Below are 20,376 nucleotides of genomic sequence, written 5' to 3' on the forward strand. Positions count from 1 at the left end.
GCCACATGGGCCGGTTTTTTTGTACCGCGACGTTGCGCCTTACAGGGCAGCAGCGTTCTCGGTCAGGTAAGCCGCAACGCCTTCTGGCGAAGCGTTCATGCCTTTGTCGCCTTTTTTCCAGTTGGCAGGGCAGACTTCGCCGTGCTCTTCGTGGAATTGCAGAGCGTCGACCAGACGGATCAGCTCTTCCATGTTACGGCCCAGCGGCAGGTCGTTGATGATCTGCGAGCGGACAACGCCCTTGTCGTCGATCAGGAACGCGCCACGGAAAGCCACGCCGCCTTCGGACTCAACGTCGTAGGCCTTGGCGATTTCGTGCTTCATGTCGGCAGCCATGGTGTATTTCACCTGGCCGATGCCGCCATTGTTGACCGGAGTGTTGCGCCAGGCGTTGTGGGTGAAGTGCGAGTCGATCGACACGGCAACCACTTCCACGTTGCGCGCCTTGAAGTCGGCCATGCGGTTGTCCAGAGCGATCAGCTCGGACGGGCAGACGAAGGTGAAGTCCAGTGGGTAGAAGAACACCAGGCCGTATTTGCCTTTGATGGCCGAGGACAGGGTGAAGCTGTCAACGATCTCGCCATTGCCGAGTACGGCCGGGACGGTGAAGTCTGGGGCTTGTTTGCCTACGAGTACGCTCATGGATATCTCCTGGTGAATAACTTGAAGTTCAGGGCCCGGGCCAGCCTGCCACCTTGAGGCGACAGCCCTGTGACACGAACCCTCTTCGCAAGGGCCGACCATCATACACTGCGTTTTTCGCCTGTCCTTAACGGTTTTTTGCCCAAGGCGGATAACGGACCAGCATTTTCGGGGCCAGGCAATTCGCCATTAATCACCGTTCGTCAGTGACCGGCCTTTCGATCGAAAACCATTCAGAAAGCACTTTGACAATCATTCTCGTTAACATTAAGATCCATCGCAATTGAGTCACAACCAGCGACGGTTCTCACTTATGTATGTTTGTCTCTGCACTGGCGTCACCGACGGACAAATCCGCGAAGCGATCTATGAAGGTTGCTGCAGCTACAAAGAAGTCCGCCAGGCCACCGGCGTCGCCAGCCAATGCGGCAAATGTGCGTGCCTTGCCAAGGAAGTGGTTCGCGAAACCCTGACCAAGCTGCAAACCGCTCAGGCTGCGATCCCCTACCCTGTAGAATTTACGGCGGCATAATTACCCCCCCATTTCAAAAAACCGGGCATATGTCCGGTTTTTTTATGCCCGCAAATCAAGCGCTTAGGCGTTAGACGCGGAACACAAACATTCTTATTCAGATTTAATTTCATTTATTATTCAATAACTTAGGTTTGACACTTATAAGTACCAAGCTCAAACTCCGCCTTATATACAGCTAATACAGGGCAGGACTCCCATCATGAAAGGCGACATTACAGTCATCCAGCATCTCAACAAGATCCTTGCCAATGAACTGGTCGCGATCAATCAGTACTTCCTGCATGCGCGCATGTATGAAGATTGGGGCCTGAACAAGCTGGGCAAGCACGAGTATCACGAATCCATCGACGAGATGAAGCACGCGGACAAGCTGATCAAGCGCATTCTGTTCCTCGAAGGCCTGCCGAACGTGCAGGATCTGGGCAAGCTGCACATCGGCGAGCACACCCAGGAGATGCTGGAATGTGACCTGCGTATCGAGAAGACCGGCCACGCCGATCTGAAAGCCGCCATCGCCCATTGCGAATCGGTTGGCGACTTTGGCAGCCGTGAACTGCTCGAAGACATTCTCGAATCCGAAGAAGAGCATATCGACTGGCTGGAAACCCAACTGGGCCTGATCGATAAAGTCGGTCTTGAGAACTATCTGCAATCGCAGATGGGCGAAGAGTAAATAAGCGCCCGCTGAATTCGCGACACTAAAAAGCCCCGCCCTCTTTCGAGATGCGGGGCTTTTTATTGGCAAATCCCGGATCAGATGCAGATCCCTGTGGGAGCGAGCTTGCTCGCTCCCACAAAAGCCGGATCAGGCTTCGGACTTGGCCGCAGCAGCCTTGGCCGATGCTTCCTTGACCAGAGTCTGCAGCTCACCGTTGGCGAACATTTCAGCCATGATGTCGCTACCGCCGACCAGCTCACCGCCGACCCACAGTTGCGGGAAAGTCGGCCAGTTGGCGTACTTTGGCAGGTTGGCGCGGATTTCCGGGTTCTGCAGGATGTCGACGTAGGCGAACTTCTCGCCACAGCCCATTACAGCCTGCGCAGCTTTCGCGGAGAAGCCACACTGCGGGGCATTCGGCGAGCCTTTCATGTAAAGCAGAATGGTGTTGTTGGCAATCTGCTCTTTAATCGTTTCGATGATATCCATGGAGCACCTCGGCTGAACTTTCCGACTCATGGGTCGGCACGGTGACGCATTGTAACGGAATCCCGAGCGCCATGCTCGGTCTCCCCGACGGTCTCGTTCAGGCCGCTGCCACCGTCACCGGCACGCCATTGAGCGCGGCGTTACCCGACAACTCGTCGAGCTGGCATTCATCGGTCAGGTCGTTGGCACTCGATCCCGGCTGCCCACTGGCGATTGCCATTTGCACGCCCGGCCGAGCATGTCCCCAACCGTGCGGCAGGCTGACCACGCCCTTCATCATGTCCAGACTGCCGAGCACCTCGACCTCGATCTGCCCTACCCGCGAGCTGACGCGAACTAACTGACCATCGTTGAGCCCACGGCTGGCGAGGTCATCCGGGTGCATCAGCAATTGATGCCGTGGCTTGCCCTTCACCAGACGATGATAGTTATGCATCCACGAATTGTTGCTGCGCACATGGCGCCGGCCGATCATCAGCAGCTCATCGGCCGCCGGCGCCTGCAAGGCCGCAAAGCGTGCGAGATCGGCGAGAATTTCCGGCGGCGCAGCCTGCACCCGTTGATTTGGCGTCTTGAGGCGAGCTGCAAGATTCGGTTTCAACGCCCCTAGATCAATCCCGTGCGGATGATCGAACAATGTCGCCAATGACAGCTTTTGCTCGGACGCATCGCCATACAGGCCCATGCGCAGCCCCATGTCGATCATCTTCGCCGGCGGCATCGTCGGTTTCAGCTCCTTGCCGGTCTTCTCGGCAAACGCCTTGGCTAGACCGACAAAGATCTCCCAGTCGTGTAATGCGCCCTCGGGCTTGGCGAGAATCGCCCGGTTGAAGCGGGTGACGTTGCGTACCGCGAATAGATTGAAAGTAGTGTCGTAATGATCGTTCTCCAGCGCCGAGGTCGACGGCAGAATCAGATCGGCGTAGCGCGTGGTTTCGTTAATGTACAGGTCGATGCTGAGCATGAACTCCAGACCATCGAGCGCCTGCTCCAGTTGCCGGCCGTTCGGCGTCGACAACACCGGATTGCCGGCCACGGTGATCAGTGCGCGAATCTGCCCTTCGCCTTCGGTGAGCATCTCTTCGGCCAGCGCCGACACCGGCAACTCGCCGCCGTACTCGGGTCGCCCGGAGACCCGGCTTTGCCATTTGTTGAAATGCCCGCCCGAGGTCGATGCCACCAGATCCACCGCTGGCTCTGTGCACAAGGCACCGCCGACGCGATCGAGATTGCCAGTCACCAGATTGATCAACTGCACGACCCAATGGCATAGCGTGCCGAAGGCCTGAGTGGAAACGCCCATCCGGCCGTAGCAAACAGCGCTTGGTGCAGCGGCGAAGTTCCGGGCCAGTTGGCGGATCTGTTCAGCGGGAACGGCGCACAGCGGGCTCATGGCTTCGGCAGTGAAGGTTGCGACGGCTGCGCGCACTTCATCAAGGCCATCAACCGGCAAGTGGCTGTCACGGGTCAGCCCTTCGCTGAAAAGCGTATTGAGTAAGCCAAACAACAGCGCCGCGTCGCCACCCGGCCGCACAAACAAGTGCTGATCGGCGATAGCTGCCGTTTCGCTGCGCCGGGGATCGACCACCACCACTTTGCCGCCGCGCGCCTGAATCGCCTTCAGGCGTTTCTCGACATCCGGCACGGTCATGATGCTGCCGTTGGATGCCAGCGGGTTGCCGCCGAGGATCAGCATGAAATCGGTGTGATCGATGTCCGGGATCGGCAGCAGCAAGCCATGGCCGTACATCAGGTAACTGCTCAGGTGATGCGGCAACTGATCGACCGAAGTCGCCGAGAAGCGATTGCGCGTCTTCAGCAGGCCGAGAAAGTAGTTGCTGTGGGTCATCAGCCCATAGTTGTGCACGCTCGGGTTGCCCTGGTAGACCGCCACCGCATTCTGCCCGTGACGCTCTTGAATCGCCGCCAGACGCTCGGCCACCAGCGCAAAGGCCTCGTCCCACTCGATCGGCAGCCATTCGCTGCCGACCCGGCGCATCGGCTGGCGCAGGCGGTCGGGATCGTTCTGGATGTCTTGCAGGGCTACGGCCTTGGGGCAGATGTGCCCGCGACTGAACGTGTCGAGCGCGTCGCCCTTGATCGAGGTGATCGCGACGTTGCCATCGGTTTCGGTGGTCTCGATGGTCAGGCCGCAGATGGCTTCGCACAGGTGGCAGGCACGGTGATGGAGAGTCTTGGTCATGGCCAGTCTCTGTCTTGTTCTGGGCAGGCAATCAGGCCCGCGGGAACAAAACTATGGCCCCGGCGCAGATCCTGCGCCAGCGACGTTCGTCTTGTGAATCGACGGTTATCAGGCGAGCCGATACACCGCCATGCTCAGTTCGACGGCAGCTGCGGCGGCGCGGCCAACTGAATTTCCTGAATGGTTTCGATCTGCTCGTGGGCAACGTGCACGCCGGTGAGTTCGCCGATCAACCGCCAGTGCTCGTCGAGCCCGGCACTGATGGTCGCCATGCGATCGATCATGTGGCGGCCGGCGGTCTTGACCACTTCGTCCTCGCTGCGCAGCAGCTCGAAAGACATCGAAGTGACCGACGCGGTGAGATGGGTCAGTGAGCGAGCTGTGTGGCCCAACAGTTCCATTAACAGTTTTTCTTTCGATTCCATGCGGAAGCTTCCTGCGTCGCTCGAAACTTATTTATAACCCAGCACTTTGCTTTAGCAAATGTTTCAGTCTGAGCATCCGACCAAGTGATGGCATGGCGCCACGCTCGTAAACCGACCTGGTCGACGTGATCCCCGCCACGCCGCATTGCCAAGCCCGGCGAGGCCGGTGTACAAAGAGGCTCGCTGTTGTCCTGAACCCGGCTTCAAATGCGCACTGCAACATCCCGTGCGCCCTCCGAATCCCGCAAAAACCGTAGCCTATTGGCGTAACGCGACATTTAGTGTCAATATCGCGCCTCCCCCAATTTCGTCGCCCCGTGCGGCTTACGCCGCAGGTCTCGCCCGTTGTTCCGTTAAACAAGGCTTTGAGCATCTGCGGTCTGTAGCAAAAAGGTAGTCAATGATGAGCGCAAGGCACTTTCTCTCCCTGATGGATTGCACGCCCGAAGAGCTGGTCAGCGTGATCCGTCGAGGCGTTGAGCTCAAGGACCTGCGTAACCGCGGCGTACTGTTCGAGCCGCTGAAAAACCGCGTCCTGGGGATGATCTTCGAGAAGTCCTCGACCCGTACCCGGATTTCCTTCGAGGCCGGCATGATCCAGCTCGGTGGCCAGGCGATCTTCCTGTCGCCACGCGACACCCAGCTGGGCCGTGGCGAGCCGATCGGCGACTGCGCCATCGTCATGTCGAGCATGCTCGACGCGGTGATGATCCGTACCTTTGCCCACAGCACCCTGACCGAATTCGCCGCCAACTCGCGCGTGCCGGTGATCAACGGCCTGTCCGATGACCTGCACCCGTGCCAGTTGCTGGCCGACATGCAGACCTTCCTTGAGCACCGTGGCTCGATCCAGGGCAAGACCGTGGCCTGGATCGGCGACGGCAACAACATGTGCAACAGCTATATAGAAGCGGCGATCCAGTTCGACTTCCAGTTGCGCGTTGCCTGCCCGCAGGGCTACGAGCCTAATCCGGAATTTGTCGCCCGCGCCGGCGATCGCGTGACTATCGTCCGTGATCCGCAGGATGCCGTGCGCGGTGCGCATCTGGTGAGCACCGATGTCTGGACTTCGATGGGTCAGGAAGAGGAAACTGCCAAGCGCCTGAAGTTGTTCGCTCCGTTTCAGGTGACCCGCGCCCTGCTCGATCTGGCGGCCGAAGATGTGCTGTTCATGCACTGCCTGCCGGCGCACCGCGGTGAAGAAATCAGCCTCGACCTGCTTGATGACCCGCGCTCCGTCGCTTGGGATCAGGCAGAAAACCGTCTCCACGCACAGAAGGCCCTGCTCGAGTTCCTCGTCGAACCGGCATATCACCACGCATGAGCCATGAATTACTGCTGAACCTGCGCAACCTCGCTTGCGGCTATCAAGATCAACGCGTGGTGCAGAACCTCAATCTGCACCTCAACGCCGGTGACATCGGCTGCCTGCTCGGCTCGTCCGGCTGCGGCAAGACCACCACCCTGCGCGCGATTGCCGGTTTCGAACCGGTGCATGAAGGGGAAATCACGCTGGGTGGCGAAACCATTTCCAGCGCCGGTTTCACCCTGGCACCAGAGAAACGCCGGATCGGCATGGTGTTTCAGGATTACGCGCTGTTCCCGCACCTGAGTGTTGCAGACAACATCGCCTTCGGTATCCGCAAGCACCCGAACAAGGAGCGCGTCACCGAGGAGCTGCTGGAACTGGTCAATCTGAAGAATCTAGGCAAGCGCTTTCCCCACGAGTTATCGGGTGGCCAGCAACAGCGTGTTGCCCTAGCCCGGGCACTGGCGCCGGAGCCGCAATTGCTGCTGCTCGACGAGCCATTCTCCAACCTCGATGGCGAACTGCGGCGCAAGCTCAGCCACGAAGTGCGCGACATCCTCAAGGCCCGTGGCACCAGTGCGATTCTGGTGACCCACGACCAGGAGGAAGCCTTCGCCGTCAGCGATCACGTTGGCGTGTTCAAGGAAGGTCGTCTGGAGCAGTGGGACACGCCCTACAACCTCTACCACGAACCGGCGACACCGTTTGTTGCCAGTTTCATCGGTCAGGGCTATTTCATTCGCGGCCAGCTCGGCAGCCCGGAATCGGTGCAGACCGAACTCGGCGAACTGCGCGGCAACCGCGCCTACACCTGGCCGGTGGGCGGTGCGGTGGATGTATTGCTGCGTCCGGATGACATCGTTTATGCGCCGGACAGCGGGTTGAAAGCGCGGATCGTCGGCAAGACGTTCCTTGGCGCCTCGACCCTGTATCGCCTGCAACTGCCGACCGGTGCGCAGCTGGAATCGATCTTCCCGAGCCATGCCGACCATCAGGTGGGGGCGGAGGTGGGGATTCGCGTCGCCGCCGAACACCTTGTCCTGTTCCAGGCCAGCGGCAGTACCGCGGCACAAATCCCGGCGGTGGAAAACGGCGTCCGCCGCTACAGCGCTGCACTCTGATCCGCCCCGGATCAAAACTGTGGGAGCGGGCTTGCTCGCGAATGCGCTGGGTCAGTCAACGAAGAGGTCGTCTGACACCCCGCATTCGCGAGCAAGCCCGCTCCCACAGTTGGTTTTGGGTTCAACCCAGGATCAGCGTGCCGCTTGCCACCAGCGTCGCATTCCCGCCGATCTTCACCCGCTCCCCCTCCAGCCGACAGAACAACTCCCCGCCCCGCGCCGAACGCTGGCACGCGGTCAAACTGGATTTGCCCAAACGTTTCGACCAATACGGAATCAGGCTGCAATGCGTCGAGCCGGTCACCGGATCTTCGTTGATGCCGATTGCCGGGGCGAAATAACGCGAGACGAAATCGTGCTGATTGCCGCGCGCCGTCACGATCGCGCCGAGCCACGGCAGTTTCGCCAGCGCTACCATGTCCGGCTTGCAGTCGAGCACTGCCTGCTCCGACTCCAGCACCACAAACAATTCGTTGGAACCGAGCACATCCACCGCCTCGACGCCCAGCGCACGCTCGACATCCAGCGTCACGCCAATTTCTGACGGCACAATCGACGGGAAGTCCAGCCACAGGCAATCGCCCTCGCGGCTGACGCTAAGCGGCCCGGACTTGCAGGTGAAGTCTAGCCGCTCGGTAGTTTCCTTGTAGACCTCGAACAACACATAGGCACTGGCCAGTGTTGCGTGCCCGCACAATGGCACCTCGGTGGTCGGGGTGAACCAGCGGATGTGCCACGCCGCGCCTTCGCGCACCACGAACGCGGTTTCTGCCAGATTGTGTTCGGCGGCGATCTTCTGCATCAAATCGTCCGCGAGCCATGCATCGAGCCGATACACCATCGCCGGGTTGCCACTGAACGGCCGATCACTGAACGCATCAACCTGATGAAATTCGAGCTGCATAACCTTCTCCCTAAGTGAATCGGCAGAGCATGCAGCCACGCTGCGCTCAGCGCCAGTGACAGAACCGGGCAATTTTCTTCATACAGAACGCAAGTTCATGCACGACCGATGTCGGCAAATTTGGCTTGGGTGTGTTCAGCCAGAACCGCCGGCGCCAATTCGACTTCCAGGCCACGTCGGCCAGCACTGACATAAATAGTCGCAAAGCCCTGGGCCGAGTTATCGATGAAGGTGCGCAGACGCTTCTTCTGCCCCAGCGGACTGATGCCGCCCAACAGGTAACCGGTGGAACGCTGTGCCGCAGCCGGGTCAGCCATTTCGACTTTCTTGACGCCCGCCGCGTGTGCCAGACCTTTGAGATCAAGACTTCCGACGACCGGCACCACCGCCACCAGCAATTCACCTTTTTCGCTGGCAGCGAGCAGCGTCTTGAACACCTGCGCCGGCTCCAGCGCCAGTTTCTCGGCGGCCTCCAGCCCATAGGACGCGGCCTTGGGGTCATGTTCGTAACTGTGCACGCGATGTTCGGCACGAACTTTTTTCAACAAGTCCAACGCAGGGGTCATGGCAGCTCCAGGTTCGGCATCAACAGAAAAATCCTGCGCCGGATTCTAGGCCATCACATCGCAAAAGGCTCTAGCGCGAGCCCCGTTTTCCGGGCGTTGCAGGCGAATCGCCGGACTATCGCCGCCGTCTTCCGCAGGATCATTCAGCAGGCTGATAGTTTAATTGTGACCGATGGTTCACTTTCGACCTTTGACAGGTTTGTTTCTTGTCTATATTTTTTCGAATCTGAATAATGTAAGAATTATCATCACCGCAGTACCCAGCAGTAAACCAGGAACAGGATGGGGATCCTGCCCCGGGGAAAATCGCGCCTTGCCCTGACGGCAAACGCGCCAGACAACAACAAAAATCGAGGTTTTCAATGACAACTGCTTTACAGCAACCATCGCTTTCCGGCCAATGCCTGGCCGAGTTTCTGGGGACTGCACTTCTGATCTTTTTCGGCACTGGCTGTGTCGCCGCGCTCAAAGTCGCGGGCGCCAGCTTCGGTCTGTGGGAAATCAGCATTATCTGGGGCGTCGGCGTGAGCATGGCGATCTACTTGACCGCCGGGGTTTCCGGCGCGCATCTGAACCCCGCCGTGAGCATTGCCCTGAGCATTTTCGCCGACTTCGAAAAGCGTAAACTGCCGTTCTATATCCTGTCGCAGATCGCCGGCGCGTTTTGCGGTGCGCTGTTGGTGTACACGCTGTACAGCAATCTATTCTTCGATTACGAACAAACTCACCACATGGTGCGTGGCACCGCCGCCAGCCTTGAGTTGGCCTCGGTGTTCTCGACCTTCCCCAATCCGGTACTGTCCACCGCTCAGGCATTCCTGGTCGAGATGATCATCACCGCGATCCTGATGGGCGTGATCATGGCCCTGACCGATGACAACAACGGTCTGCCGAAAGGCCCGATGGCTCCGCTGCTGATCGGTTTGCTGATCGCCGTGATCGGCAGCTCGATGGGCCCGCTGACCGGTTTTGCGATGAATCCGGCCCGCGACTTCGGTCCGAAACTGATGACTTTCTTCGCTGGCTGGGGTGAAATTTCGTTCACTGGCGGTCGCGATATTCCGTACTTCCTGATTCCGATTTTTGCACCGATTGTCGGTGCCTGCCTCGGCGCTGCCGGGTATCGCGGGCTCATCGCCCGTCACCTGACCGGCGCCACACCTGCTACAAAGGATGCAGAACCGGCCATTGACGGCAAACCAAGAACTTCTTGAAACAGTCGGCGCGGGTTCCTGCCCATTTAGAGCCCGCGCCCCGGCCCACTCTCCCTTATTTCGTCCAAGGCAATCGACATGACCGACATTCAGAATAAGAACTACATCATTGCCCTCGATCAGGGTACGACCAGCTCCCGCGCGATCATTTTCGACCGCGATGCGAACGTGGTCTGCACCGCCCAGCGCGAATTCGCCCAGCACTACCCGCAAGCCGGTTGGGTCGAACACGATCCAATGGAAATCTTTGCGACCCAGAGCGCGGTGATGGTCGAAGCACTGGCCCAGGCCGGTCTGCATCACGATCAGGTCGCCGCCATCGGTATCACCAACCAGCGTGAAACTACGGTGGTCTGGGACAAGACCACCGGTCGTCCGGTGTACAACGCCATCGTCTGGCAGTGCCGCCGCAGCACCGAGATCTGCCAGCAGCTCAAGCGCGATGGCCACGAAGAGTACATCCGCGACAACACCGGTCTGGTTACCGACCCGTACTTCTCCGGCACCAAGCTGAAGTGGATCCTCGACAACGTCGAAGGCAGCCGCGAGCGTGCGCGCAATGGCGAACTGCTGTTCGGCACCGTCGATAGCTGGCTGATCTGGAAATTCACCGGCGGCAAGGTACACGTCACCGACTACACCAACGCCTCGCGCACCATGCTCTTCAACATCCATTCGCTGGAGTGGGATTCGAAGATGCTGGAAATCCTCGACATCCCGCGCGAGATGCTCCCGGAAGTCAAAGCCTCTTCGGAAATCTACGGTCGCACCAAGAGCGGCATCGCCATCGGCGGTATCGCCGGTGACCAGCAAGCGGCACTGTTCGGCCAGATGTGCGTCGAGCCGGGCCAGGCGAAAAACACCTACGGCACCGGCTGCTTCCTGCTGATGAACACCGGCGACAAAGCGGTGAAATCGCAACACGGCATGCTCACCACCATCGCTTGCGGCCCGCGTGGCGAAGTGGCTTACGCCCTGGAAGGCGCGGTGTTCAACGGCGGTTCGACCGTGCAGTGGCTGCGCGATGAACTGAAGATCGTCAACGACGCTCACGACACCGAATACTTCGCCAATAAAGTGAAGGACAGCAACGGCGTGTACCTGGTACCGGCCTTCACCGGTCTGGGCGCTCCGTACTGGGACCCGTATGCCCGTGGCGCACTGTTCGGCCTGACGCGCGGCGTGCGCGTGGATCACATCATCCGCGCCGCGCTGGAATCGATCGCCTACCAGACCCGCGACGTACTCGACGCCATGCAACAGGACTCCGGCGAACGCCTCAAGGCCCTGCGCGTGGACGGCGGCGCGGTCGCGAACAACTTCCTCATGCAGTTCCAGGCCGACATCCTCGGCACCCAAGTCGAGCGTCCGCAAATGCGCGAAACCACCGCGCTGGGCGCAGCGTATCTGGCCGGTCTGGCGTGTGGTTTCTGGGGCAGCCTCGACGAACTGCGCGGCAAGGCCGTGATCGAGCGTGAGTTCGAACCGAGCCTGGACGAAGCCGAGAAAGAGAAGCTGTACAAAGGCTGGAAAAAAGCCGTCAGCCGCACCCGTGACTGGGCACGTGAAGACGCTGAATAAGCCAGTCTGAAGACTGACTTAAGCTGTCCAAACAGCGTGAAAGCGTAGCGAGCGAAGGCAAGACAAGGCAAAAACAGGCGAGGACGCGGAGTTTACGGGTTTGTAAATGAGCAGTCCGAGCCTGTTTTTAACGCAGGATTGCCGAGCGCAGTAGCTTTCACGTTGTTTGGAAACTGGTCGGGAGGAGATTCCTGCGTCATCATGGGCAAATTTTGCACGGCAGCCCAAAGGAAGCCCCATGAATCTGCCTCCCCGTCAGCAGCAAATCCTCGAGCTGGTCCGCGAACGCGGCTATGTGAGCATCGAGGAAATGGCCACGCTGTTCGTTGTTACCCCGCAAACCATCCGCCGCGATATCAATCAGCTCGCGGAAGCCAATCTGTTGCGTCGCTACCATGGCGGCGCGGCCTATGACTCCAGCGTCGAAAACACCGCCTATGCGATGCGCGCCGACCAGATGCGCGACGAAAAACAACGCATTGGCGAATCCATCGCCGCGCAGATCCCCGATCACGCCTCGCTGTTCATCAACATCGGCACCACCACCGAATCGATTGCCCGCGCCCTGCTCAATCACAACCATCTGAAGATCATCACCAACAACCTGCACGTCGCCTCGATGCTCAGTGCCAAGGATGATTTCGATGTGCTGCTGACCGGCGGCAACGTGCGCCGTGACGGCGGTGTGGTGGGTCAGGCGAGCGTGGACTTCATCAACCAGTTCAAGGTCGATTTCGCACTGGTGGGTATCAGCGGCATCGACGAAGACGGCAGCCTGCTCGACTTCGATTATCAGGAAGTGCGCGTGTCGCAGGCGATCATTGCCAATGCGCGGCAGGTGATTCTGGCGGCGGACTCGAGCAAGTTCGGGCGCAATGCGATGATTCGATTGGGTCCGATCAGCCTGATCGACTGCCTGGTGACCGATCAGCAGCCAGTGCCGGCACTGGCGCAACTGCTGAGCCAGCACAAAATTCGTCTGGAAGTCGTTTAAACCCGTTCAACATCCCCTGTGGCGAGGGGATTTATCCCCGATGGGCTGCGAAGCAGTCCTAAAACCACCCAATGCGGTGTGCCTGAGACTCCACGGTAGTTGATTGAGGGGCCGCTACGCGGCCCATCGGGGATAAATCCCCTCGCCACAAAGATCATCTCCGCCTCAATAATGTTCGAAAATTTTCTTTTAGCCGCCCTTCGATGAGTTTTTTCAATCGAACGCGACTGGCTGCGCGCGTCTTTATGGGCTACCATTTTCGCAAATGAACATTTATGTTCGATTTCCAAGACAGAAAATCAAAAGAGCCCGAGGCCAGCCGATGTCCACATCTACCTTGCGTACGCCCCCTATCTCCGAGATCTACGACGTTGCCGTAATTGGCGGCGGGATCAATGGCGTGGGGATCGCAGCGGATGCCGCCGGTCGCGGTCTCTCGGTGTTCCTTTGCGAAAAGGATGACCTGGCCAGCCACACCTCGTCGGCCAGCAGCAAGCTGATCCACGGCGGCCTGCGCTACCTCGAACATTACGAATTCCGTCTGGTGCGTGAAGCGCTGGCCGAGCGCGAAGTGCTGCTGGCCAAGGCGCCGCACATCGTCAAGCCGATGCGTTTTGTGCTGCCGCACCGCCCGCACCTGCGTCCGGCGTGGATGATCCGCGCCGGCCTGTTCCTTTATGACAACCTCGGCAAGCGCGAAAAACTGCCAGGTTCGAAAAGCCTGAAGTTCGGTGCCGACAGCGCGCTGAAAAGCGAAATCACCAAGGGCTTCGAATACTCCGATTGCTGGGTCGATGACGCCCGCCTCGTCGTTCTGAACGCCATGGCCGCCCGGGAAAAAGGTGCCCACGTACACACCCAGACCCGTTGCGTCAGCGCCCGCCGCGCCAAGGGCCTGTGGCACCTGAATCTGGAACGCGCCGACGGCAGCCTGTTTTCGATCACTGCCAAAGCCTTGGTGAACGCCGCCGGCCCGTGGGTCGCCAAGTTCATTCGTGACGACCTGAAAATGGAATCGCCGTACGGCATCCGCCTGATTCAGGGCAGCCACATCATCGTGCCGAAGCTGTACGAAGGCGATCACGCGCATATCCTGCAAAACGAAGATCAGCGCATCGTCTTCACCATTCCATACCTGAACCACTTCACCCTGATCGGCACCACCGACCGTGAATACACCGGCGATCCGGCGAAAGTGGCAATCACCGACGGCGAAACCGATTACCTGCTGAAAGTGGTCAACGCGCACTTCAAGAAGCAGATCAGCCGCGACGACATTCAGCACAGCTACTCGGGCGTGCGTCCACTGTGCAACGACGAATCCGACAACCCGTCCGCCGTGACCCGCGATTACACCCTGGCATTGTCTGGCGGTGGCGAAGAAGCACCGCTGCTGTCGGTGTTCGGCGGCAAACTGACCACCTACCGCAAACTCGCCGAGTCAGCGATGGCCCAGTTGATGCCGTACTTCACCCAGATGCGCCCGAGCTGGACCGCCACCGCGACCCTGCCCGGCGGCGAAGACATGACTACGCCGCAAGCCTTGAGCGCGCAGATCCGCGACAAGTTCGACTTCGTCCCGACCGAGATCGCCCGCCGCTGGGCCACCACCTACGGCAGCCGCACCTGGCGCATGCTCGAAGGCGTGGAAACCCTCGCCGACATGGGCGAACACATGGGTGGCGGGCTCTACACCCGTGAAGTCGATTACCTGTGCAGCGAAGAATGGGCCACCACGGCGCACGACATCCTGTGGCGTCGCAGCAAACTGGGCCTGTTCACTACCCCGGCCGAGCAAGAGAAACTGGCGGCCTACCTGGGCAAGGTCGAGCAGAACCGCAAGATTGAAGCGGCGTGATTTGAACATCGCTTAAACGAAAGCCCCTGAATTGAGAGATTCAGGGGCTTTTTGCTGCGTGACTTACTTTGCCTGCCACTAACCCTGTGGCGAGGGGATTTATCCCCGATGGACTGCGAAGCGGTCCTCGCCTTTGCGCTGAAAGAAGGCCGCTTCGCGACCTATCGGGGATAAATCCCCTCGCCACAAGGGAATGTGGGCTCGAACGATCATCAATATAAGGGCAGCGATTAAAAGATCGTTCGGTTTTCCGAACGCGACCTCCCGGTCGATTCGGATAACCGGATCAGTTTCATCGAAAAACACCGACACAAAACTTTAATCACCTTATTAATCAAGCCATTAGCCACTATCGACTGCTCTGGCACGACTCATGCTCTACACTCTCTCGACGAATGCCTGGCGTGCCAACACTTCAGGAGCCGTCAGGCATTCGAAGCACAAAAGGGCCGACGAACTGGCCCCATAAAAAAAACAATTCGAGGAAAATTTGATGCGCATCGTTCCCCATATCCTGGGCGCAGCCATTGCGGCCGCTCTGATCAGCACTCCAGTTTTCGCCGCCGAACTCACCGGCACCCTGAAGAAAATCAACGATTCCGGCACCATCACCCTCGCTCACCGCGACAGTTCCATTCCGTTTTCCTACATCGCGGATGCTTCCGGCAAGCCAGTGGGCTACTCCCACGACATTCAAGTGGCCATCGTTGAAGCCCTGAAAAAAGACCTGAACAAGCCAGACCTGCAGGTCAAATACAACCTGGTGACCTCGCAAACCCGTATCCCGCTGATCCAGAACGGCACCGCGGATATCGAGTGTGGTTCCACCACCAACAACGCCGAACGCGCTCAGCAAGTCGACTTCACCGTCAACATCTTCGAAATCGGTACCCGTCTGCTGGTCAAGAAAGACAAGGATGGCAAGCCGTCCTACAAAGACTTTGCCGACCTCAAAGGCAAAAACGTCGTGACCACCGCCGGCACCACGTCCGAGCGCATCATCAAAGCGATGAACGCCGACAAGCAGATGGGCATGAACATCATCTCCGCCAAGGACCACGGCGAATCCTTCAACATGCTGGAAAGCGGCCGCGCCGTTGCCTTCATGATGGACGACGCCCTGCTGGCCGGCGAAGAAGCCAAGGCCAAGAAGCCGGACGACTGGGTCATCACCGGTACTCCGCAATCCTTCGAAGCCTACGCGTGCATGGTTCGCAAAGACGACCCGGCCTTCAAGAAGGCTGTGGATGACGCCATCGTCGGCCTGTACAAGTCGGGCAAGATCAACGAGATCTACAAGAAGTGGTTCGAAACCGCGATTCCGCCAAAGGGCCTGAACCTCAACTTCCCGATGAGCGACAAGGTCAAGGAACTGATCGCCAACCCGAGCGACAAGCCGGCGCCTGACGTAAAAATCTGATTCCTGACTAACCTTATCCCCTGAGGGAGCCACCCTCCCTCAGGCGTCTGTTACCTGCTGGTTTTACAGTGGAACACTCGACCTGGCGGTTTTCGAGCCGATCGCGTGTGCCCGGCGTTCAACGTCGGACGGGAAAGGATCTTCCCCAAGCGGGTGCTTGTACATCGATCGATTTCGAGGGGAGACCCTAATGAATTACAACTGGGACTGGGGCGTGTTCTTCAAGTCCACCGGCGTGGGCAGCGAGACTTATCTCGACTGGTACATCGCCGGCCTGGGCTGGACCATTGCCATCGCCATCGTGGCATGGATCATCGCCTTGCTGCTGGGCTCCATTCTGGGGGTCATGCGCACGGTGCCGAATCGCCTCGTATCGGGCATCGCGACCTGCTACGTCGAACTGTTTCGCAACGTGCCGCTGCTGGTGCAGCTGTTCATCTGGTACTTCCTGGTGCCCGATCTGCTGCCGCAAAACCTGCAGGACTGGTACAAGCAGGATCTGAACCCGACCACCTCGGCCTACCTGAGCGTGGTCGTGTGCCTGGGCCTGTTCACCGCCGCCCGGGTCTGCGAGCAAGTGCGCACCGGCATCCAGGCGCTGCCACGCGGCCAGGAATCCGCCGCCCGCGCCATGGGTTTCAAGCTGCCGCAGATCTACTGGAACGTGCTGCTGCCCCAGGCCTACCGCATCATCATTCCACCGCTGACCTCGGAATTCCTCAACGTGTTCAAGAACTCCTCCGTGGCGTCCTTGATCGGCCTGATGGAACTGCTGGCGCAAACCAAACAGACCGCCGAGTTCTCGGCCAACCTGTTTGAAGCCTTCACCCTGGCCACGCTGATCTACTTCACCCTGAACATGAGCCTGATGTTGCTGATGCGCATGGTCGAGAAGAAAGTTGCAGTGCCCGGCCTGATCTCCGTGGGGGGTAAATAATGGACTTCGATTTCAGCGGCATCATCCCCGCAATCCCCGGCCTGTGGAACGGCATGGTCATGACCTTGCAACTGATGGTCATGGGCGTGATCGGCGGCATCGTGCTGGGGACGATCCTCGCGCTGATGCGCCTGTCGTCGAGCAAACTGCTGTCGCGCGTCGCCGGCGCCTACGTGAACTACTTCCGCTCGATCCCGCTGCTCCTGGTGATCACCTGGTTCTACCTGGCGGTGCCGTTCGTGCTGCGCTGGATCACCGGCGAAGACACCCCGATCGGCGCGTTCACCTCCTGCGTCGTGGCTTTCATGATGTTCGAAGCCGCGTACTTCTGTGAGATCGTCCGGGCTGGCGTGCAGTCGATCCCCAAAGGCCAGATGGCCGCCGCGCAAGCGATGGGCATGACCTATGGTCAGACCATGCGGCTGATCATCCTGCCCCAGGCGTTCCGCAAGATGACCCCGTTGCTGCTGCAACAGTCGATCATCCTGTTCCAGGACACCTCGCTGGTCTACACCGTGGGCCTGGTGGACTTCCTCAACTCCGCCCGTTCCAGCGGCGACATCATCGGTCGTTCCAACGAGTTCCTGATCTTTGCCGGTGTCGTCTACTTCATCATCAGCTTTTCCGCCTCGCTGCTGGTCAAGCGTCTGCAAAAAAGGTTTGCCGTATGATCTCCATCAAGAACATCAACAAGTGGTATGGCGACTTCCAGGTGCTGACTGATTGCAGCACCGAGGTCAAGAAAGGCGAAGTGATCGTGGTCTGCGGCCCGTCGGGCTCGGGCAAGTCGACCCTGATCAAGTGCGTCAACGCGCTGGAGCCGTTCCAGAAAGGCGACATCGTCGTCGACGGCACTTCGATTGCCGACTCCAAGACCAACCTGCCGAAACTGCGCTCGCGCGTCGGCATGGTGTTCCAGCATTTCGAGCTGTTCCCGCACCTGACCATCACCGAAAACCTGACCATCGCGCAGATCAAGGTGCTGGGCCGCAGCAAGGAAGAGGCGACCAAGAAAGGTCTGCAACTGCTGGAACGCGTCGGCTTGTCTGCGCATGCGCACAAGCACCCGGGGCAACTGTCCGGCGGTCAGCAGCAGCGTGTGGCGATTGCCCGTGCACTGGCCATGGACCCGATCGTCATGCTGTTCGACGAACCGACCTCGGCGCTCGACCCGGAAATGGTCAACGAAGTGCTCGACGTGATGGTGCAACTGGCCCACGAAGGCATGACCATGATGTGCGTGACCCACGAAATGGGCTTCGCGCGCAAAGTGGCTGATCGCGTGATCTTCATGGACGCCGGCAAGATCATCGAAGACTGCCCTAAAGAGGAATTCTTCGGCGACATCAGCGCCCGCTCCGAACGCGCGCAGCACTTCCTCGAGAAAATCCTGCAGCACTAAAAGCAACACACCGAACTCTGTGGCGAGGGCGCTTTGTGGCGAGGGGATTTATCCCCGATGGGCCGCGAAGCGACCCCCAGCATTTCAAAATCAAACCGCATCTGCCGGTTTGACGACTGCTTTGCAGCCGATCGGGGATAAATCCCTCGCCACAGGTTCCGCGCGAACAAACCAGGATGCTGTTAGCCATGCTGGTTGACCCAAGGCAACTGTGATGAAATGCGACCCCAATCTCTATCGCGCAGCGCCGCCATCACTTGCCGTGAAGCCCCGTCTGATTCGCCATCTGTTCCTGCCGCCGCTGATCATCATCCTGATGATCGGACTGGGTTACATCGGCTTCTGGACCAGTGAACATTTCGGCATCCGCAGCCTCAGCGAAAACGGCCAGCGTCAGCTCGAACTGCACGCGCGCACGGTCGAAAGCGAGATCAGCAAATACACCTACCTGCCCAGCCTGCTGGAACTGGAAACCAGTGTCCCGCAACTGCTGGCCGACCCGACTCCGGAACACCGGCAAACGGTCAATGCTTACCTTGAAGGCCTGAACCGGCGCAGCCGCAGTCGGGCTATCTACGTCATGGACACCACCGGCCGGGTGATGGCTACCAGCAACTGGCGCGACGTCGACAGTTACCTCGGCGAAGACCTGTCTTTTCGCGCCTATTTCCAGAACGCCGTGCGCGGCGAGCCCGGACGTTTCTACGGCATCGGCAGCACCAGCGGCGAGCCCGGTTACTACCTCGCCCATGGCCTGGAAGAACACGGCAAGATCATCGGCGTCGCCGTGGTCAAGGTGCGCCTCGAAGCGCTGGAAGAGCGCTGGCAACGCGCCCGCCTGGAGGCCTTCGTCAGCGACGAGAACGGCATCATCATTCTTTCCAGCGATCCGGCGCGGCGCCTGAAATCGGTGGTGCCGCTGAGCGATGAAACCAAAGAAAAACTCGCGCGCAGCCTGCAGTACTACTGGTTCCCGCTCAACGAACTGCAACCGCTGGCCCGCGAAACCCTGGCCGACGGTGTGGAGAAACTGACCTTCCCGGCCAACAGCGAACTGAGCGCCGATGACGACAGCATCAGCTATCTGGCGCAGACCCGGCCGCTGAGCGACACACCATGGAATTTCACCCTGCTCACGCCGTTGCAGGACTTGCGTCGTGAAGCGATCAATCAGGGAATCCTGGTGGCCGTGGCCTTCGCCCTGGTGGCGTTCCTGCTGATCGCCTGGAACGAGCGGCGCAAGGTCATCGCCAACCGCCTCGCCGCCCGCGAAGCCTTGCAGGAAGCCAACAATCAACTGGAGCGTCGGATTACCGAACGCACCGGCGATCTGCGCGCCAGCAACGAACGGCTGAAGAGCCAGATCCGCGAACGGCGCCAGGCCGAAGAGACCTTGCGCCGCGCTCAGGACGAACTGGTGCAGGCTGGCAAACTCGCGGCCATCGGCCAGATGTCGACCAGCATCGCCCACGAACTGAACCAGCCGCTGGCGGCGATGCGCACCCTGTCCGGCAACACCATTCGCTTTCTGGAACGCGGCCAGCTCGATGTCGCCAGCACCAACCTCAAGACCATCAACGACCTGATCGACCGCATGGGCCGGATCACCGCCAGCCTGCGCTCGTTCGCCCGGCGCGGCGACAATGAAGGCCAGGCCAGTCTCGGCAAAGCCGTGGACGCCGCCCTGCAACTGCTCGGCGCGCGGGTCGAGAGCATAACGCTGCAACTGCATCGTCAGTTCAGCGACGTACAGGTGCAGATCGACCAGACCCGCCTCGAACAGATTCTGGTCAACCTGATCGGCAACGCCCTCGACGCCATGCAGACGCAACCTTCACCGCAGCTGTGGCTGGAAGGCGAAGAGTTCAACGGCAAATATCGCCTGCGGGTGCGCGACAACGGCCACGGGGTCGACGCCGAAGCACGCAAGCATCTGTTCGAGCCGTTCTTCACCACCAAACCCGGCGAACAGGGTCTGGGCCTCGGCCTGACCCTCTCCGCCAGCCTCGCTGCCGCCACCGGCGGACACCTGGGTGTCGAACACCCGGTCAGCGGTGGCACCACCTTCGTCCTCAGTTTACCGTTGGTAAGCCCTACTCCTGCCGAGCCAATATGAAC

Annotated in this window: 19 protein-coding genes; 13 read left to right on the top strand and 6 right to left on the bottom strand. The window is 59.6% G+C overall.

All coding sequences use genetic code 11. From position 1 onward, the window contains the following. Positions 1 to 39: 39 nt before the first annotated feature. Entirely contained in the window at positions 40 to 642 is a 603-nt protein-coding gene (locus E3Z29_RS25385) for a peroxiredoxin (protein WP_007963972.1), read from the bottom strand. 313 nt (positions 643 to 955) lie between these two features. On the opposite strand from E3Z29_RS25385, the gene E3Z29_RS25390 reads away from it, so the two are divergent. Together E3Z29_RS25390 and bfr are read left to right on the top strand one after the other, a co-directional pair. Beyond that, entirely contained in the window at positions 956 to 1,174 is a 219-nt protein-coding gene (locus E3Z29_RS25390) for a bacterioferritin-associated ferredoxin (RefSeq protein ID WP_003227725.1), read from the top strand. A 202-nt stretch (positions 1,175 to 1,376) separates the two neighbouring features. Further along, complete coding sequence (gene bfr / locus E3Z29_RS25395) at positions 1,377 to 1,850, top strand: bacterioferritin (protein ID WP_003227727.1); 474 nt, start codon at positions 1,377 to 1,379, stop codon at positions 1,848 to 1,850. 132 nt (positions 1,851 to 1,982) lie between these two features. Here bfr and grxD read toward each other — a convergent pair whose 3' ends face one another. The 3 genes from grxD to E3Z29_RS25410 form a co-directional block, all read right to left on the bottom strand. Next, positions 1,983 to 2,324, bottom strand: a complete 342-nt coding sequence (gene grxD, locus E3Z29_RS25400; protein ID WP_003227729.1) for a Grx4 family monothiol glutaredoxin — start codon at positions 2,322 to 2,324, stop codon at positions 1,983 to 1,985. A 97-nt stretch (positions 2,325 to 2,421) separates the two neighbouring features. Beyond that, the gene (locus E3Z29_RS25405; RefSeq protein WP_134787229.1) at positions 2,422 to 4,527 is read right to left on the bottom strand and encodes a molybdopterin oxidoreductase family protein; all 2,106 of its coding nucleotides are present in this window, start codon (positions 4,525 to 4,527) and stop codon (positions 2,422 to 2,424) included. Positions 4,528 to 4,661: 134 nt separating this feature from the next. Continuing rightward, positions 4,662 to 4,952 carry a hypothetical protein gene (locus E3Z29_RS25410; protein ID WP_027612069.1) on the bottom strand — a complete coding sequence of 97 codons (291 nt, stop codon included), beginning with the start codon at positions 4,950 to 4,952 and terminating at the stop codon, positions 4,662 to 4,664. Between the two features lie 403 nt (positions 4,953 to 5,355). Between E3Z29_RS25410 and argF the strand changes: the two genes are divergently transcribed. After that, on the top strand, positions 5,356 to 6,276 hold the full coding sequence (gene argF, locus E3Z29_RS25415) for an ornithine carbamoyltransferase (protein WP_047296204.1): 921 nt from the start codon (positions 5,356 to 5,358) through the stop codon (positions 6,274 to 6,276). Then, complete coding sequence (locus tag E3Z29_RS25420) at positions 6,273 to 7,382, top strand: ABC transporter ATP-binding protein (RefSeq protein ID WP_096795147.1); 1,110 nt, start codon at positions 6,273 to 6,275, stop codon at positions 7,380 to 7,382. Before argF ends, E3Z29_RS25420 begins: the two co-directional genes overlap by 4 nt. A gap of 121 nt (positions 7,383 to 7,503) precedes the next feature. Here the strand turns inward: E3Z29_RS25420 and E3Z29_RS25430 are convergent, their stop codons facing one another. Together E3Z29_RS25430 and ybaK are read right to left on the bottom strand one after the other, a co-directional pair. Then, positions 7,504 to 8,286, bottom strand: a complete 783-nt coding sequence (locus E3Z29_RS25430; RefSeq protein WP_134787230.1) for a PhzF family phenazine biosynthesis protein — start codon at positions 8,284 to 8,286, stop codon at positions 7,504 to 7,506. 95 nt (positions 8,287 to 8,381) lie between these two features. Beyond that, positions 8,382 to 8,852, bottom strand: a complete 471-nt coding sequence (gene ybaK, locus E3Z29_RS25435; RefSeq protein ID WP_003227741.1) for a Cys-tRNA(Pro) deacylase — start codon at positions 8,850 to 8,852, stop codon at positions 8,382 to 8,384. Positions 8,853 to 9,214: 362 nt separating this feature from the next. Between ybaK and E3Z29_RS25440 the strand changes: the two genes are divergently transcribed. The 9 genes from E3Z29_RS25440 (at position 9,215) to E3Z29_RS25480 (ending at position 20,374) form a co-directional block, all read left to right on the top strand. Continuing rightward, complete coding sequence (locus tag E3Z29_RS25440) at positions 9,215 to 10,066, top strand: MIP/aquaporin family protein (protein ID WP_027612073.1); 852 nt, start codon at positions 9,215 to 9,217, stop codon at positions 10,064 to 10,066. A gap of 78 nt (positions 10,067 to 10,144) precedes the next feature. Continuing rightward, on the top strand, positions 10,145 to 11,647 hold the full coding sequence (gene glpK / locus E3Z29_RS25445; RefSeq protein ID WP_027612074.1) for a glycerol kinase GlpK: 1,503 nt from the start codon (positions 10,145 to 10,147) through the stop codon (positions 11,645 to 11,647). Between the two features lie 238 nt (positions 11,648 to 11,885). Further along, positions 11,886 to 12,641: a DeoR/GlpR family transcriptional regulator gene (locus E3Z29_RS25450; protein WP_134787231.1), complete on the top strand. Its 756-nt coding sequence runs from the start codon at positions 11,886 to 11,888 to the stop codon at positions 12,639 to 12,641. A 322-nt stretch (positions 12,642 to 12,963) separates the two neighbouring features. Then, positions 12,964 to 14,499: a glycerol-3-phosphate dehydrogenase gene (gene glpD / locus E3Z29_RS25455; protein WP_134787232.1), complete on the top strand. Its 1,536-nt coding sequence runs from the start codon at positions 12,964 to 12,966 to the stop codon at positions 14,497 to 14,499. A gap of 493 nt (positions 14,500 to 14,992) precedes the next feature. After that, positions 14,993 to 15,919: a glutamate/aspartate ABC transporter substrate-binding protein gene (locus tag E3Z29_RS25460; protein ID WP_134787233.1), complete on the top strand. Its 927-nt coding sequence runs from the start codon at positions 14,993 to 14,995 to the stop codon at positions 15,917 to 15,919. Between the two features lie 190 nt (positions 15,920 to 16,109). Beyond that, positions 16,110 to 16,856: an amino acid ABC transporter permease gene (locus E3Z29_RS25465; RefSeq protein WP_027612077.1), complete on the top strand. Its 747-nt coding sequence runs from the start codon at positions 16,110 to 16,112 to the stop codon at positions 16,854 to 16,856. Beyond that, positions 16,856 to 17,527: an amino acid ABC transporter permease gene (locus E3Z29_RS25470; protein ID WP_007963949.1), complete on the top strand. Its 672-nt coding sequence runs from the start codon at positions 16,856 to 16,858 to the stop codon at positions 17,525 to 17,527. Before E3Z29_RS25465 ends, E3Z29_RS25470 begins: the two co-directional genes overlap by 1 nt. Beyond that, positions 17,524 to 18,258 (top strand): amino acid ABC transporter ATP-binding protein, encoded by a 735-nt coding sequence (locus E3Z29_RS25475; protein WP_007963947.1) that lies wholly within the window; start codon positions 17,524 to 17,526, stop codon positions 18,256 to 18,258. Before E3Z29_RS25470 ends, E3Z29_RS25475 begins: the two co-directional genes overlap by 4 nt. A 214-nt stretch (positions 18,259 to 18,472) precedes the next feature. Then, positions 18,473 to 20,374 carry a sensor histidine kinase gene (locus E3Z29_RS25480; RefSeq protein WP_134787234.1) on the top strand — a complete coding sequence of 634 codons (1,902 nt, stop codon included), beginning with the start codon at positions 18,473 to 18,475 and terminating at the stop codon, positions 20,372 to 20,374. Positions 20,375 to 20,376: the final 2 nt, after the last annotated feature.

Source organism: Pseudomonas sp. S150, from assembly GCF_004526365.1.
Taxonomy (GTDB): domain Bacteria; phylum Pseudomonadota; class Gammaproteobacteria; order Pseudomonadales; family Pseudomonadaceae; genus Aquipseudomonas; species Aquipseudomonas putida_A.

Coding starts and splice junctions, on each gene's coding strand:
- glpK (WP_027612074.1), top strand. CDS start 10,145: ATGACCGACATTCAGAATAAGAACTACATCATTGCCCTCGATCAGGGT.
- bfr (WP_003227727.1), top strand. CDS start 1,377: ATGAAAGGCGACATTACAGTCATCCAGCATCTCAACAAGATCCTTGCC.
- E3Z29_RS25405 (WP_134787229.1), bottom strand. CDS start 4,527: ATGACCAAGACTCTCCATCACCGTGCCTGCCACCTGTGCGAAGCCATC.
- E3Z29_RS25385 (WP_007963972.1), bottom strand. CDS start 642: ATGAGCGTACTCGTAGGCAAACAAGCCCCAGACTTCACCGTCCCGGCC.
- E3Z29_RS25475 (WP_007963947.1), top strand. CDS start 17,524: ATGATCTCCATCAAGAACATCAACAAGTGGTATGGCGACTTCCAGGTG.
- E3Z29_RS25470 (WP_007963949.1), top strand. CDS start 16,856: ATGGACTTCGATTTCAGCGGCATCATCCCCGCAATCCCCGGCCTGTGG.
- E3Z29_RS25440 (WP_027612073.1), top strand. CDS start 9,215: ATGACAACTGCTTTACAGCAACCATCGCTTTCCGGCCAATGCCTGGCC.
- ybaK (WP_003227741.1), bottom strand. CDS start 8,852: ATGACCCCTGCGTTGGACTTGTTGAAAAAAGTTCGTGCCGAACATCGC.
- argF (WP_047296204.1), top strand. CDS start 5,356: ATGAGCGCAAGGCACTTTCTCTCCCTGATGGATTGCACGCCCGAAGAG.
- E3Z29_RS25460 (WP_134787233.1), top strand. CDS start 14,993: ATGCGCATCGTTCCCCATATCCTGGGCGCAGCCATTGCGGCCGCTCTG.
- E3Z29_RS25450 (WP_134787231.1), top strand. CDS start 11,886: ATGAATCTGCCTCCCCGTCAGCAGCAAATCCTCGAGCTGGTCCGCGAA.
- E3Z29_RS25480 (WP_134787234.1), top strand. CDS start 18,473: ATGAAATGCGACCCCAATCTCTATCGCGCAGCGCCGCCATCACTTGCC.
- E3Z29_RS25410 (WP_027612069.1), bottom strand. CDS start 4,952: ATGGAATCGAAAGAAAAACTGTTAATGGAACTGTTGGGCCACACAGCT.
- E3Z29_RS25465 (WP_027612077.1), top strand. CDS start 16,110: ATGAATTACAACTGGGACTGGGGCGTGTTCTTCAAGTCCACCGGCGTG.
- glpD (WP_134787232.1), top strand. CDS start 12,964: ATGTCCACATCTACCTTGCGTACGCCCCCTATCTCCGAGATCTACGAC.
- E3Z29_RS25390 (WP_003227725.1), top strand. CDS start 956: ATGTATGTTTGTCTCTGCACTGGCGTCACCGACGGACAAATCCGCGAA.
- E3Z29_RS25430 (WP_134787230.1), bottom strand. CDS start 8,286: ATGCAGCTCGAATTTCATCAGGTTGATGCGTTCAGTGATCGGCCGTTC.
- grxD (WP_003227729.1), bottom strand. CDS start 2,324: ATGGATATCATCGAAACGATTAAAGAGCAGATTGCCAACAACACCATT.
- E3Z29_RS25420 (WP_096795147.1), top strand. CDS start 6,273: ATGAGCCATGAATTACTGCTGAACCTGCGCAACCTCGCTTGCGGCTAT.